10 protein-coding genes are annotated in these 15,024 nt (G+C 61.1%); 5 read left to right on the plus strand and 5 right to left on the minus strand.

What is annotated here, in order from left to right; translation table 11 throughout:
* A complete protein-coding gene (locus tag ACQK2L_RS25400) occupies positions 1-660 on the minus strand; it encodes an MBL fold metallo-hydrolase (protein ID WP_425399850.1) in 660 nt (219 codons plus the stop codon).
* 366 nt (positions 661-1,026) lie between these two features.
* Between ACQK2L_RS25400 and ACQK2L_RS25405 the strand changes: the two genes are divergently transcribed.
* Complete coding sequence (locus tag ACQK2L_RS25405) at positions 1,027-1,914, plus strand: DUF1571 domain-containing protein (RefSeq protein WP_425399851.1); 888 nt, start codon at positions 1,027-1,029, stop codon at positions 1,912-1,914.
* 137 nt (positions 1,915-2,051) lie between these two features.
* Here the strand turns inward: ACQK2L_RS25405 and ACQK2L_RS25410 are convergent, their stop codons facing one another.
* The 4 genes from ACQK2L_RS25410 to ACQK2L_RS25425 all read right to left on the minus strand — a co-directional run bounded on the left by ACQK2L_RS25410 (position 2,052) and on the right by ACQK2L_RS25425 (position 6,106).
* The gene (locus ACQK2L_RS25410; protein ID WP_425399852.1) at positions 2,052-3,368 is read right to left on the minus strand and encodes a PQQ-binding-like beta-propeller repeat protein; all 1,317 of its coding nucleotides are present in this window, start codon (positions 3,366-3,368) and stop codon (positions 2,052-2,054) included.
* A 168-nt stretch (positions 3,369-3,536) separates the two neighbouring features.
* Complete coding sequence (locus ACQK2L_RS25415; RefSeq protein ID WP_425399853.1) at positions 3,537-4,049, minus strand: low molecular weight protein tyrosine phosphatase family protein; 513 nt, start codon at positions 4,047-4,049, stop codon at positions 3,537-3,539.
* Positions 4,012-4,491, minus strand: coding sequence for a hypothetical protein (locus ACQK2L_RS25420; RefSeq protein ID WP_425399854.1), 480 nt, complete (start codon positions 4,489-4,491; stop codon positions 4,012-4,014). Before ACQK2L_RS25420 ends, ACQK2L_RS25415 begins: the two co-directional genes overlap by 38 nt.
* Before the next feature lie 205 nt (positions 4,492-4,696).
* On the minus strand, positions 4,697-6,106 hold the full coding sequence (locus tag ACQK2L_RS25425; RefSeq protein ID WP_425399855.1) for an undecaprenyl-phosphate glucose phosphotransferase: 1,410 nt from the start codon (positions 6,104-6,106) through the stop codon (positions 4,697-4,699).
* Positions 6,107-6,395: 289 nt separating this feature from the next.
* Between ACQK2L_RS25425 and ACQK2L_RS25430 the strand changes: the two genes are divergently transcribed.
* The 4 genes from ACQK2L_RS25430 (at position 6,396) to ACQK2L_RS25445 (ending at position 15,021) form a co-directional block, all read left to right on the plus strand.
* Positions 6,396-12,623 carry an alpha-2-macroglobulin family protein gene (locus ACQK2L_RS25430; protein WP_425399856.1) on the plus strand — a complete coding sequence of 2,076 codons (6,228 nt, stop codon included), beginning with the start codon at positions 6,396-6,398 and terminating at the stop codon, positions 12,621-12,623.
* 177 nt (positions 12,624-12,800) lie between these two features.
* Positions 12,801-13,424 (plus strand): phosphoesterase, encoded by a 624-nt coding sequence (locus ACQK2L_RS25435; protein WP_425399857.1) that lies wholly within the window; start codon positions 12,801-12,803, stop codon positions 13,422-13,424.
* 101 nt (positions 13,425-13,525) lie between these two features.
* Positions 13,526-13,942, plus strand: a complete 417-nt coding sequence (locus ACQK2L_RS25440; protein ID WP_425399858.1) for a hypothetical protein — start codon at positions 13,526-13,528, stop codon at positions 13,940-13,942.
* Between the two features lie 125 nt (positions 13,943-14,067).
* Positions 14,068-15,021, plus strand: coding sequence for an alpha/beta hydrolase fold domain-containing protein (locus ACQK2L_RS25445; protein ID WP_425399859.1), 954 nt, complete (start codon positions 14,068-14,070; stop codon positions 15,019-15,021).
* Positions 15,022-15,024 lie beyond the last annotated feature (3 nt).

Below are 15,024 nucleotides of genomic sequence, written 5' to 3' on the forward strand. Positions count from 1 at the left end.
TCACTCGCCTGGCACAAAGGGGTTGTTCTTCTTCTCGAAGCCGATGGTCGTCTCTGGGCCATGCCCGGGATAGACCACTGTGGAGTCGGGCAGCGTGTAGAGCTTCTCGCGAATCGAACGGACCATCGCGTTCATGTCGCCATCGGGAAAGTCGGTGCGACCAATGCCCTGGCGGAACAGCATGTCGCCGCCGATCAGGATGTTCGGTTCCTGGTCTTCCAACACAAACACGATGTGGCCCGACGAGTGGCCGGGCGTTTCGAGCACGCGGAACTGCATGCCAGCGGCTTCGTACACGTCGCCCTCTGCTAGCGTCGCGTCGGCCGTGGGACTGATGAGTTGCTGGCCGAACATGGCCGACAGGTTGCCCATCGGATCGGTGAGCTTACCCGCGTCGCCATGGCCGATCACCAGCGGACAGTCGGGCCAACGGGACTTCATGGCCTCGTTGCCCGCAATGTGGTCGCTGTGCCCGTGGGTGTTGAGAATCGCCGCGGGAGTGAGCTGCTGACTGTCCAACTCGGAAAAAATCTTGTCGGGTTCGAACCCAGGATCGACTACGACGCAATCCGAGCGGCCTGAAATGCCGAGAATATAGGTATTCTCGCCGAACGGCAGAGACAACACGGTGGTAATGTTGGGGGGTTGCGAAGAACTCACGTTTTGCGTCTCCCTTTCGGTTCAGGCAAGCAGGAACTACCATGGACGGACGTGAGCTAGGCTTTCCAGGGAGGATGCAAGCGTTACAAGCTTTGGCAAATCTTCCAAAGCCATTGCATCGCGGTCATCCTACTGGGCCTGGCTTGAACGGCTACAAGTAGTTACCAGCTAATAAGTTGAGCGGTCGTTGCATCCCGCAATCAAAGGTGCGCTGGCCGTGTTGGCGCAACGTTTGCTTTGCATCACCGCCACGCTTGAGAATAATTGGTATCGACACGATCCAGCAAGGCTGCGATAGAGGGCCCCCTGGACGTGTTGCCTCGCCCAGGGCCGACTGGCCGACCCACAGCGAAGGGAGTTTCGATTATGAAGGTTTCGACCACCACCTGCCGACTGGCCACCTGCGTGGCCATGCTTACCGTTGCATCCGCAGCCAATGCTCAGCAGGAGCGTGGCAATAACCTCGAGGCGCCGGTTTACCGCGTGGCGCATGAGACCCCCGCCAAGCCAGTTTCGGCGCGTGCGGTCAAAGAGGTCGACTTCTTCGATCTCACTCAGCATGAGAACGAACACCCGCTGGCGCCGTGCAAGCGGCTGGCGGAACGCGTGCAGGCGCACATCGCCGCCAACGTGAGCGACTATAGCTGCACGTTCTGGAAGCGCGAGCGGATCGATGGCGAACTGCAAGATTACAACTGCATGGCGATGCGGGTGCGGAACGAACCGCTCAGCGTTCACCTGATTTTCAAGAAGCCCAATCAAGGCCAAGAGGTGCTGTACATCGAAGGCCAGAACGGCGGCAAGATGCGTGCTCGCGGCCATGGCTGGCGGTCACGCGTGGGTGTCATGACGCTCGACCCCGAGGGCAGCATGGCGATGGACGGCAATCGTCACCCGATCACCATGGCTGGCGTCAAGAACCTGACTGACAAGCTGATCGAGATCGCCGAAAGCGACATGAAGTACGGCGAGTGCGAAGTGAAGACGCACGCCAACGCCACGATGGGCAAGCGGCCCGCCGTGATGCTCGAGATCATTCACCCGGTGCCCCGTCGCGAGTTCAAGTTCCACCTTGCTCGCGTCTACATCGACAAGGAGCTGAAGATTCCCGTCCGGTTCGAGGCCTACAGTTGGGACAAGGACAAAGCGGGCAATCCTGAGCTCGAAGAGATGTACATCTACACCGACGTGAAGCTCAACAACGGCTTCACCGCGGCGGACTTCGCCGAAGCGAATCCCGCGGTATTCAAGTAAGGCTCACTCGCGCTTCGGTAGCTGGATTCGCAAGAATTCAGAGCCCTACCAATCGCCGCGCGCCGATGCCGAGCAGGTCTGAATTCTTGCGAATCCAGCTACGGCTGTTGGTGTAGCTACGGCTCTGTTGGCGAAGCTCACTCGCCGATGGCGTACAGGTGCGTTTCGGTGCGGACGATCAGTTGACCGTCGACCACTGCAGGCGTGGCCATGTAGCCGCCGTCGAGTTCACTGGTGGCTACCACGTCGCCCTTGGGGCTATTGGCGTCGACCACCGTGGCGGTTCCTTCGCGGCTGAAGAAGTACACCCGGTCGCCTACCAGCAGCGGCGACGCGGAGTAGTTGCCCGCCAGGCGTTTCTTCCAGATCACTTCGCCCGTCTCGGCGTCGAGGCACTGGCCGATGCCGTTGTCGCTGACGATGAACAGCCGGCCGTCGTACAGAATGGGCGAAGGCTGCGTGGGAACCTGCTTGCCGTGGTACCACTCGATGTGCGACTTGGTCACGTCGCCACTGCCACCGCGACGGATGGCCAACAGGTTCGCTTTGATAAAGCCAGTGCAGCAGTAGATGTGCGTGTCGTCGACCACCGGGCGCGGGACCAGTGAGAATCCCGCACCGTGATCGAAGGTCCAAATCGCGCGGCCGTCTTCGGGCGCGTAGGCGATGATCCACTGCGCGCCAGGGATGACGATCTGCTTCTCGCCATTCTCTTCAATCACCAAGGGAGTGCAGTACGACTTCCGGAAGTCGGGATTCGTCGCCCGGATTGGCGGGCGGTCTTTCTTCCACACGGTTTTGCCGGTTTCCTTGTTCACCGCCACGACGTACTGCTTGTAGCCACCGTCGCAAGTGAGCACCAGCAGGTCGTCGCACAACACCGGCGAACTGCCCGGACCGACGAAGTGATCGTTGGGAAACTCTCGCTCCCAAATTTTCGACAGGTCCGACGTGTCGAGGCACACCGTGCCGTAGCAGCCGAAGTGGCAATACAGGCGGCCGTCTTCGACCACCGGCGTGGGCGAGGCGTAGCTATTGAGCGAGTGAATGGGATCGGGCTTTTCGACGTGCAGCACTTCCTCGTCGTGCAGCACCTCGCCCGTCTTGCGATCAACGCACACCACGCGGAGCGACACTTCGGCCGCCAAGGCCATGGCGTTGGCCGTGGGGCTGCCCTTGGTGCGTTCTTTCAGGTCCTCTGGATCCGCGGCGCGTTCGATGGCCGATGTCATCCAGATGCGATCGCCCTCGACCACCGGCGACGACCAGCCACGGCCCGGGATGGCCGTCTTCCAGACCACGCCGGAGTCCTCGCTCCACTCGAGCGGTGCATCCTGCTCGACGTTGCCCTGCCCGTCGGGCCCGCGGAATTGCGGCCACTCGGTCTCGGCACAGGCAAAAGCTGGATAGAGCAAGCAGAAGGTCGCGGCCGCAAAAAAAGCACGCTGGTGCATACGAACATCTCCCAGAGATTGTGGCTTACAAGCTTGGGCAGATTGTAACAGAACCAGCATGTCGAGTGGAGCAAATTCCTGCTATTCGACATTCATCGTGCCGAAATCGGCCCTGATTCGTGGCCGCGTTACTGGATGTCAGGCGGAAGTGAACTCGGCAACGCGCCATCACGCGTTCTGCGTAAGGATAGGATCAACCGCCGTTGTAATTTCATCGATAAGTTCTGCGTCCATGAATCTGTAGTTGTCGGGGATCTCCAGAACGTGCAGTTGTTTGAAACGCATTTCGCCCGGGAACTCGGCCAAGAGCCGCTGCCTGTGTTTCTGCTCCATCACCAGCACAAGGTCAGCCCACCTCAAGTGATCCGCCGTGACCGTTTGCCGAGCGTTCTTGCTAGTACCACAGGACCGGGTGAGTACGAGCGGTTTCTCAGCGTATATCTTCTCCGCTGTCGGGCTACGCCACTGGTTCATCGAGCAAACGAACAGAATCTTGATCGATTCGCGGTCGACCATTCTAGAATCACTCACGCGTGGGTATTCGAAGCCGAGTTGTTTCGCCCGGTGCAGTTTGTTGGACCTAGTGTAAACATGCTTCCAATTCTTCTCGCGCGGCCAATCGACTTTGTCCATGTCTACCGAATCACTTTGCACTGCCGACGTGGCTTGCGTAGAAGACATGCGCACACTTCGTACACTGACCGCGATCTTGAACCGATTTGAATTCCGTGTTGCACTTGGGACAACGCCGAGATTTGCCCGACCAGTAGAGGTCGGCCTGCTGGGCCTCGTGGCGTCGCCTCGCATCTCGTTCAGTCAGTTCTTCCAGGAGAGATTCGGACTCCGCCACTGCAACGGCTTGTTGCCAGTCGTGATCTGCCAAGACCGATTCGATCGCCTTTGCGTAGCTGCGATGTCCGTTGCCCCATTTGTATCCACCAGCATTCGTCTCCACGAGGTAGTCGTGCCACGCAAGCGGGTTGTATCCAAAGTCCTGGCGTGTCGTGAGAATCAGATGTTGTCGCCCGCGGGCGATCCCTTCGGCGCGCGAGTCATAAGGCATCATGGGAAGCGAACCGTAGAGCAGTAGCGACATTCCCATTTGCGCGGGTGTCAGCTGCATGGTGTATGGACCATTGGGGCGACACGAACAACCTGAGTTGGCGGCATAACAAGTGATCTACGACTCAGTGACCGCTCTACAACTGCTAGCTCCACTCCAGAGTTCCTACCAACATCCTATCGCTGACTAAACCCACCAGCAAGCAGAAGCTAAAGACAACGGCGACTCCACAGAAGTTCGGCGTTATTGGGAGGTATTTTGCCTATCAATACGCACCCTTCTGCCCCAGCACGACGCTGAAGGTCCGCAGCAGGATCTTCAGGTCCATCCACAGCGACCACTCGCGGATGTACTGATGGTCGTACCGTACGCGGCCCTGCATCTTGTCGAGCGTTTCGGTCTCGCCGCGGAAGCCCATCACTTGCGCCAGGCCCGTAATGCCCGGCTTCACTTTGTGGCGGAGCATGTAGCCCTCGATCAGTGAGCGGTATTGCTCGTTGTGGGCGGTGGCGTGGGGGCGGGGGCCGACCAGCGACATCGAGCCTTCCAGCACGTTGAACAACTGCGGCAGTTCGTCCAGCGAGGTGCGGCGGAGGATCGCTCCCACGCGGGTGATGCGTTGGTCATTCTTGGTAGCCTGGGCAACTTTGTCTCCGTTCTCGCAGCAAGTCATGCTACGGAACTTCCACACCAGGATCTCCTGGCCGTTCATGCCGTACCGCTTCTGGCGGAAGAACACGGGACCAGCCGAGGAGAGTTTTACCGCCAGGGCGATGGCCAGCATTGGCAGCGCGGCACACGCCAAGATGGCAGCACCCACGGTGAAGTCGAACACTCGCTTCAGCAGGCCATCGACGCCGTACAGTGGGTTTTCGAACACGCTCACGGCCGGCAGACCGTTGATGTTGGTCCAGCGAGCGTGCAGCAGCTCGAACACGAAGAAGTCGGGCACGATGTACACACTGGCCGTGGTGTCGCCCAGTTCTTTCAGCACTTCTTGAATTCGCCTTTCGGCACGCATGGGGAACGTGATGTAAACCATGTCGACCGAGCCACGCTTGGCGGCGATCACCAACTCGTCGAGCGTGCCAGCATGCTTGCCCAGTTCGGCCGGGATATCGCTGGTCCGCGACTGCGGGCGATCGTCGAAGAAGCCGTGCACTCGCAGCCCGAGTTCTGGCGAACCGGCCAGGTTGCGGGCCAGTTGCAGACCCAGTTCGTTGACGCCGCAGATCGCCACGGTCTTGGTGTTGAAGCCTCGCAACCGCAGGAATTGCTGCAAGGTACGCAGCACCATGCGGCCCGCCATCAGCGCGACCGGCGTGAAAACGATCCAGCCGAGCTTGGTTTCGTAGTTCAGCGTGGCGTTGTACTTGGTCGCCAGGCCAACGCCCAGCAGCACCGGCACCGCGTAGGCCCAGGTCAGGGCAATACAGGCCAATTCGCCCCGCATCCGCGTGCCCCGCCAACTGCGGTACAGCCCGCTCAACTCGGCCACCACGTGGAACACCAACACGGCAGCCGCCAGCAGCACTAGCCGCTCGTCGGTCGGCACGCCCGGCGTGAAGTCGAGTGCCCACAGCATACCCAAGGCGATCAATACCCCGTCCAGCAGACGGTGCAGGCTGTTGACCGGCGAAGTGGTTTCGGCAATTCCGCGGGTGACTGGCGACATGGGCGGGTGGTAGGTCCTGAGTGAGTGGAAAGTGGTGCAGCACCTCTGTTTTGCAAGCGGTGTGCCAGGAGAGAAAATCGCTGTTTTAGGAGGATTTCTGACCCCGCTGTTGATTTTTCGCAACATGCCTGTTTCGCAGCGCAAACAGCGCGGCAATCGGAACTTAGACCTTCGCGGCAGCGTCGAAGTAGCGTATGTTGAAGGCGCACTCCGCCGCCCCGCCCTCGCTGGCGACTCTCGCGGCGGAGACTCGTTCAGGAACACCAACGACCGACAGGCAATTTCTCCAATGACACTGCTTCGCTCCGGGCGCCGCGTCGCGCTGCCGCTTGTCTCGCTCGCATTGCTGGCCATTGCCGCGTACGCCGCGCAACCGGCCGGATCGCTTCCCACCCAAGCTCAGGCCAACAAATCCATGGACGAAGGCAACTTCAAAGAAGCCTTGGAGGCCTACTCCGCCCGGCTCAAGGACTCCAGCACACCGGGCAAAGAGGTGCAGAACGACCTGCCCCGCGCGGTGCAGTGCCTGAACCAGCTGAATCGGCTTGCGGAGTTCGACGCTCTAGTCGAGGCCACCGTCGGAGCGCACTCGGACGACTGGCGTGCGCTGTGGACCGCGGGCAGCCAGTACAACAGCATCACGCACTACGGCTACCTGATCTCGGGCGAGTTCCAGCGGGGGCAGCATCGCGGCGGCGGAAAGGTGGTGCACGCCACCGAGCGCGATCACGTCCGCTCGCTGCAACTGCTGCGCAAAGCGCTCACGTTGGCCGAAGCCGACCAGCGAGCCACGGGAGATGAGAAAGCTCAATTGGCCGAAGCGCTCGCCCAAACCCTGATGAGCGGCCGACAGCGACAAGGCTCGTGGGAACTGCAATTGCTGACCGACCTCGAAACGCTGCCCGACTACGAAGACGGTTGGGGCCATCACGGCGGCGGAGCGCAAGGCGCTCCGGTAACCGCAGACAACCAGCCGCTGTACTACGAGCTGCCCGAAAGCTGGGACACGGCCGCGAACGATGGCGAGCGATGGCGGTGGGCGCTCGCGCGGATGGTCGAACTCGACGACAGCCGCAAGTGGACCGAGCTACTCAACCGAGCGGGCTTTCTCCGCAGCCAGTTCGGCGTGGGCACTTTGGGCGGCATGATCCAGCCACTCTTAGAGCGGGCCGAGGCCGACGGCGCGGACCAGCAGGCCAGCATCTACGCGCTGCACACGCTCAAAGAAAATGAAACCATCGCCCGGCTTGCCACCGGCATCCAGCGATTCGAACTACCCGACGAGCATAACTTCGTGCTGCTCTACAAGCAGGCGCTCGAGCTCGCCAAAGAGACCAACGTCAAAAACCGCAGCCACCTGGCGGCATCGACGTTGGCGCATCTGTTTGCCGACCGCCGGCAGTATCCCAAGTCGGCCGAGTACTGGCAGGAAGCCCTGGAGTACGCCGAAAACAAGCAAGCGCGCGAACACGCCCAAAACATGATCAACCAGATCGAAAAGCCCTGGGGGCAGTTCGAGGGCGCCAGGCAACAGCCCGCAGACACGGGAGCCACCTTTGAGTTCCGCTATCGCAACGGCAACTCGGTCGAGTTCACCGCTCAGGCGATCAAGGTCAAAGAACTGCTGGCGGACATGAAAGCCTACCTGAAGAGCAACCCCAATGAGCTCGATTGGCAGAAGGTCGATATCTCGCAGATTGGCTATCGCTTGATCCACCAGAAGCAAACGAAGTACGTCGGCGACGAGGTTGCCAAGTGGAACGTGGAACTCGAGCCGCGCGAAGCCCATTTCGACCGCCGCACCACGATTACCACGCCCCTGCAGAAGGCGGGCGCGTACCTGATCACGGCCAAGGTGGCTGACGGCAACACCACGAACATCGTGCTGTGGGTGGCCGACACGGCCATCGTCAAAAAGAACTTGGGCGGCCAGACCCTGCACTACGTGGCCGACGCAGTGACCGGTAAGCCGATCGAGAAAGCCAACGTCGAGTTTTTCGGCTACAGGTACGACCGTCCCAAGCCAAACCAGATGCAGGTCGACGTCAAGCAGTTTGCCGAACTCACGGATGCCGATGGCCAGGCCATCGTGCCGCTGGAGTACGACAACTCGCGGCGTTACCAATGGCTGGCCACCGCCACCACGGCCGACGGCCGCCTGGCGTACCTGGGCTTCTACAACGTGTGGCGCAACAACCGAGGCCGCAGCAATCTCGACCGCGTGCAAGCGTTCGCTGTGACCGATCGCCCCGTCTACCGCCCCGGGCAGAAGGTGCAGTACAAGATCTGGGTGGAACGCGCCAAGTACGACTCGCCCATGGAGTCGGAGTTCGCCCACAAGACGTTCCAACTCGAGATCTACGATCCCAAGGGCGAGAAGATCGAGAACAAGCAAGTCACCGCCAACGCCTTCGGCGGCGTGGCCGGCGAACTCGAACTGCCCGAAGGGGCGACGCTGGGACATTACCGCTTGCAGCTGGTGAATTACGGCGGCGGTTCGTTCCGCGTGGAGGAATACAAGAAGCTTGAATACGAAGTGACCGTCGAAGCGCCCGAAGAGCCACTGGAGTTGGGCGATTCGTTCGAGGCGGTGGTGGCTGCGCGGTATTACTTTGGCGAGCCGGTCCGCGAAGGGACTGTGAAGTACAAAGTCACTCGCACCAGTCGCGACCAGCAATGGTTCCCCGTCGGGCCGTGGGACTGGCTGTATGGGCGCGGTTACTGGTGGTTCGGCTACGACTATACCTGGTATCCCGGCTGGAGTCGCTGGGGCTGCTGGGCGCCGCATCCCTGGTGGGGATGGCAAGGCCCGCAGCCGCCGGAGATCGTCGCCGAGGGCGAGTCGCCGCTCGACGCCGAAGGTCAACTGAAGATCAAGATCGACACGACGCTGGCCAAGGAACTGCACCCCGACCAGGACCACGAGTACAAAGTCGAAGCCCAAGTGGTCGATCGCTCGCGACGGACCATCGTCGGCAACGGCAACGTGCTGGTCACACGCAAGCCATTCGACGTTTATGTCTGGACCGACCGCGGCTACTACCGCACCGGCGAGACAATCCGAGCCAGCTTCCAAGCCCGCCGCCCCGACGGCAAGCCGGTCGAAGGCAACGGCTCGGTGCGGCTGCTGAAGATCGCCTACGACGGGTCGGGTAAGCCGACCGAAACCGAAGTTCGCTCGTGGGAACTGGCAACCTCCGCCGAAGGCACTTCGGAACTGCAGATCAAGGCCTCCGAACCAGGGCAGTATCGACTGTCGTACAAAGTGACCAGCGGCGAGAAGACCATCGAAGGCGCGTACCTGCTGACGATCGTCGGCCAGGACTTCGACGGCAGCGACTTCCGCTTTGCCAATCTGGAATTGGTGCCAAACCAACGGCACTACGCGCCCGGCGAAAAGCTCGAGCTGCAAATCAACACCAACCGCCGCGATGGAGTGGTGCTGCTGTTCGTGCGACCGGAGAACGGGGTGTACAGCAAGCCCAAGGTGATTCGCCTCACTGGCAAGAGCACCATCGTGCCGATCGACATCAAGCAAGGCGATATGCCGAACTTCTTTGTCGAAGCGCAAACCGTTTCGAATGGCGAAGTCCACACGGTGGCCAAGCAAATCGTCGTTCCGCCCGCCAAACGGGTGGTGAACGTCGAGGTAGCGCCGTCTTCCCCCGCGTACCAACCGGGACAGGACGCCACGGTGAAGATTCGCTTAACCGACGAGACCGGCGAGCCGGTTGTCGGCGATACGGTGCTCACCGTGTACGACGAGGCCTTGGAGTACATCTCCGGCGGATCGAACGTGGGCGACATCCGCCAGGTGTTCTGGGGCTGGAAACGACACCACCATCCGCAAACCGAGGACAACCTCAATCGCTACACCAACAACATCACTCCACCCGGACAAGTGGCCATGCAAGTGCTCGGCCAGTTTGGTCACGTGGTGTTTGGCGAAGACGCCATCATGGAAGGCGCAGCCTGGGGCGGTCGGGGTGGAGCCTTGAGGAAAGCGGGAAGTCGTTTAGCGACTAGCGCGACTCCGGTTCCCGCGATGGCGATGGAGGCGGACACTGCAGTGGCTGAAGCGCCCGCAGGTGAAGTAGATCTCTTCGTCGACCAAGAGGAGGCTGGCCCGGGCGGTGGACCCGCTGGCGAGGTGATGCCAACCATCCGCAAAGAGTTCGCCGACACCGCCTACTGGGCGGCCTCGGTGGAAACCGACTCCGGCGGGCTGGCGGAAGTTACCTTCACGATGCCCGAGAACCTCTCGAAGTGGAAGTTCGGCGTGTGGAGCATGGGCCACGGCACCCGCGTGGGCGATGGCTCCGCCACGGCGGTGACGCGAAAGAACCTGCTCGTGCGCCTGCAAACACCGCGGTTCCTGGTCGAGCGCGACGAGGTGGTTATCTCGGCCAACGTGCACAACTACCTGCCCGACGCCAAGCAAGTGAAGGTCCGTTTGGAGCTGGATGGCGACTACTTGTCGGCCATGAGCGACGGCGACCTCGAAACGGTCGTCGAAGTCGAGCCCAACGGCGAACAACGCGTCGACTGGCGGCTGAAGGCCGTGCACGAAGGCACCGCGGTGCTTCGCGCGCTCGCGCTCACCGACACCGAGTCGGACGCCATGCAGCTGGAAGTACCCGTCAAGGTGCACGGCATCGAAAAGCTCATTCCGCATAGCGGAGTGCTGGCTGCCGACTCGGCGAAGCAAGCGTTCGAGATCGTCGTGCCTGAACAGCGACGCGTGGGCGACACGCGGCTCGAAGTGCAGTTCTCGCCCACGCTGGCCGGCGCGATGGTCGACGCCCTGCCCTACCTGATCGACTACCCGTACGGCTGCACTGAGCAAACGCTCAACCGATTCCTGCCCGCGGTGATCACGCAACAGACGCTCCGCGAGATGGGCGTCGACCTCAAGGCGATCAAGGAGAAGCAAACGAACCTCAACCCGCAAGAACTGGGCGACGCCGGGGAGCGGGCCGCGCAATGGCAACGCTTCAAGGCGAATCCCGTGTTCGACGAAGCGGAACTCGACAAGGTCGTCAAAGCGGGCGTGAATCGCTTGACCGAGATGCAGCTGTCCGACGGCGGTTGGGGCTGGTTCAGCGGCTTCGGCGAGTACAGCTCGGCTCACACCACTTGCACGGTGGTTCGCGGGCTGTTGGTGGCTCGCGAAAACGACGTCGCCCTGGTGCCAGGCACGCTGGAAAAAGGTATTCAGTGGCTTGCGAACTACCAGGCGGGCGAACTCGCCAAGCTGGCGAACGTCGACAAGGACGGCAACCGCCGTGACGAGAACAAGCCCTTCAAGCGGCACGCCGACAACCTCGACGCGATGGTATTCCTGGTGTTGACCGACGCACGCCGTGCCAAGGTGGGCGAGGTGCCCGAGGCGGCCATGACCAAGATGCGCGGCCTATTGTACGAGGACCGCCTGAAGCTGGCTGTCTACTGCCAGGCGACGCTCGGCCTGGCGCTGCAGTACGAAGTCGACATGAATATCGCTGGCGCCGACGACATGCGCAACATGGTGGTGCGAAACCTGTCGCAGTACGTGGTGGTGGACGACGAAAACCAAACCGCGCACCTGAATCTGCCAGCCGGTTTCTGGTGGTACTGGTACGGCAGCGAGTACGAAGCGCACGCTTACTACCTGAAGTTGCTCGTGGCCACCGATCCCAAAAGCGACGTCGCTTCGGGATTGGTGAAGTACCTGCTGAACAATCGCAAGCACGCGACCTACTGGAACAGCACTCGCGACACCGCGCTAGTGGTCGAAGCGATGGCCGACTACCTGAAGGCGACCGGCGAAGGCAAGACAACGATGACCGTCGAGGTGTGGCTCAACGGGCAACGGCAGAAAACCGTGGAGATCACGCCCGAGGTGTTGTTCTCGTTCGACAATCGGTTTGTCGTCGAAGGCGGCGACATCGAAGCCGGGCGGCATACCCTCGAGATTCGCAAGGTTGGCGAAGGCCGCTTGTACTACAACGCCTACTTGTCGCTCTTCTCGCTCGAAGACGACATCCAGGCCGCCGGGCTCGAGCTGAAAGTCAACCGCAAGTACTACAAGCTCACGCCAGTCGATGCCGAAGCAAACGTCGCCGGCGGTCGCGGGCAAGCGGTCTCGCAGAAGGTCGAGAAGTACGAGCGGACCGAGATCCCCAACCTGGGCGTGGTGGATAGCGGCGACCTGGTGGAGATCGAGCTGACCGTCGAGAGCAAGAACGACTACGAGTACATCCTGCTCGAAGACCTCAAGGCGGCCGGCTTCGAACCGGTCGAGGTCCGCAGCGGCTACAATGGCAACGAGTTGGGCGCGTACATGGAACTGCGCGACGACCGCGTGAGCCTGTTCGTCCGCCAGCTCGCCCGCGGCACGCACAGCGTGAGCTACCGCATGCGAGCCGAAATCCCCGGCCAGTTCTCCGCCCTACCCACCAAGGCGTACGCCATGTACGCACCGGAACTCAAGGGCAACAGCAACGAACTGAAGGTGCGGGTGGTGGACGAGGAGTAAAACACCCAAATCCGGAATACCCAAACACCCAAAGCGAATGTCACAGTTCTTATTTGGGTATTTGGGTACTTGGGTATTTCGTCATTGGGTATTTCGCCCCTGGGTACTTGGGCATTTGGGGTTTGCTGGCATACAATGCCCTTTTCCCCCTCCTCCCCCACCACGAAAGGAGTCGCCGTGTCGACTGTCATGCTGGAGAAAGTACTGGTCGTTCCCACCGAGCTGTTTCACGAGCTGGGGCACTTCCAAGGATTCTCGCCCGACGTCGCGCGGTACTTCGAGCCACTGGCCAGCAGCGATCAGATCAGCTATCGCCCGCGGGGCGACATGGAGGAAGATCCCAGTTTCAAGCAGTTGATCCCCTACTGCCTGTTCCGCTACACCACCCCCACGGGCGAGGTGCAAGTGTTCGACTACTTGCGCGGCGGTGGAGTTGGCGAAGCCCGACTTAGGGCCAAGCGCAGCGTTGGCGTCGGTGGGCACATCTCGATTGAAGATGCCGAAGCGGTGAGCCACTCGGGCGACGTGTACCGCGAAGGGATGCGTCGCGAGTTGGACGAAGAGGTCTCGATCAACACACAGTACACCGAGTCGGCCGTTGGCATGATCAACGACGACGAAACCGAGGTCGGTAAAGTCCACCTTGGCGTCGTGCACCTGTTCGACGTCGAGTCGCCAAGCGTCGAGCCTCGCGAAGACGACCTGACCGAAGCCGGCTTCCGCCCTGTGGCCGACATCCTGGCCGAGCTCGACCGCTACGAAAGCTGGTCGCAGATCGTCATGCGGGCGCTGTTCGAGTAGGGCAAACCCTCCAAACTCGGCTTGCAGCCTTCCACCCATCGGCTTAGCATTCGTGCTGTCTGGTTCCTTTCTCCGGAAGACAAATAGCACGGAGGCCCGTAATGACTGCTGCAATTCGCTTTGGTGTTCTAGTGGGCTCACTGCTTCTGGCCCCGATGGCAAGTGCTTGTGGGAGTTCCGAGGAATTTGATCCGGAGGCCCTGGAGTCGAAGGTATGGTTGATTGATGCATGCGCGTACCGGTATGTGAATGGCTGGGAGATCGCCTATTTGGACTACTGCCTCGACAAACTTAACCATCCCAAGTTCACTGTCGATTTACCCATGCCATTTCTTGGTGGACGCAATGCTTTCACTCGACAGGCTTGGCAAGATCGAGGCATTCAACAGGCAGAAATCGCCCTCGAGTTGGCCTCCCTTCGCTTCGGGAGTGATCGGCTGATGCTCACGACAACTGCCGTCTGGTACCTAATCGGCGGGCGTGACGATGAAATGTTGACTGACATGATCTGGAGGTGAAATACACGCTCCCGCCACCTCCCCCTCCCCCCGGGGTTAGATGCCTGTAGCACGAGCATCTTCTGCACTCTCTTCGGGAGCCTTCCATGCGCTGCGCACTCTTAGCGATCACATGTTTCGCTACGATGTTTACCTCCACCTCCAGCTTTGCACAGCGCCCCGGTCGCCGCGATTTGGCCGACCGAGTGCCCGACAGCGTGCAGTTGGTGGCCGATGTTCCGTATGCCGACTCGGACAATCGGCGGCAGACGCTCGATCTGCTGGTGCCCAAGGCCGAAAGCGATAAGCCGCGTCCGGTCATCGCGTTCATCCATGGCGGGGCGTGGCGGGCCGGGGACAAACGGCAGGCGTTGCCGCGGGTAGCGAGGTTTGCGTCGTCGGGCGAGTACGCGGCGGTGAGCATTGGTTACCGGCTCAGTGGCGAGGCGCAGTGGCCTGCGCAGATTCATGACTGCAAGGCGGCCATTCGTTGGATCAAGGCCAACGCCGAGAAGTACAATCTCGATCCCGACAAGATCGGCGTGTGGGGCACTTCGGCCGGCGGCCATCTGGTGGCTGTGCTCGGCACCAGCGGTGGCGTGGAAGCGATGGATGGCTCGCTCGGCCCGCACACCGATCAATCGACCAACGTAGCCTGCGTGGCTGACTTCTTCGGGCCGACCGACTTTCTGAAGATGACCGAGGGCGCGCTGCCCAGCTCTCGATTCGATCACGACTCGCCCCAGTCGCCCGAGTCGCTGTTGATCGGCGGGGCCATTCACGACCATCCCGAGAAGGTGGCCACGGCCAACCCGATCACTTACATCACCGACGACGATCCACCGTTCCTGATCGTCCACGGCTCGGCCGACCCCACGGTGCCTTTCAATCAATCGCAGCTTATCCACGCAGCACTGCAAGAGGCCAAGGTGCCCACTACGCTCGTCACCATCGAAGGCGGCGGTCACGGGCGAGGGTTCCCGCCAGAGACGAACAACCTGGTTCGCCGATTCTTCGATCATCACCTGCGAGGCCAGGAGAGCGAGTGGCAAGACCAGTCGCTCGAGGCCAGCGAGCCACGAGTGCGCCGGCCGCGGTAGGCA

Origin of the sequence: Aeoliella sp., assembly GCF_965227375.1 — a bacterium.
GTDB lineage: Bacteria > Planctomycetota > Planctomycetia > Pirellulales > Lacipirellulaceae > Aeoliella.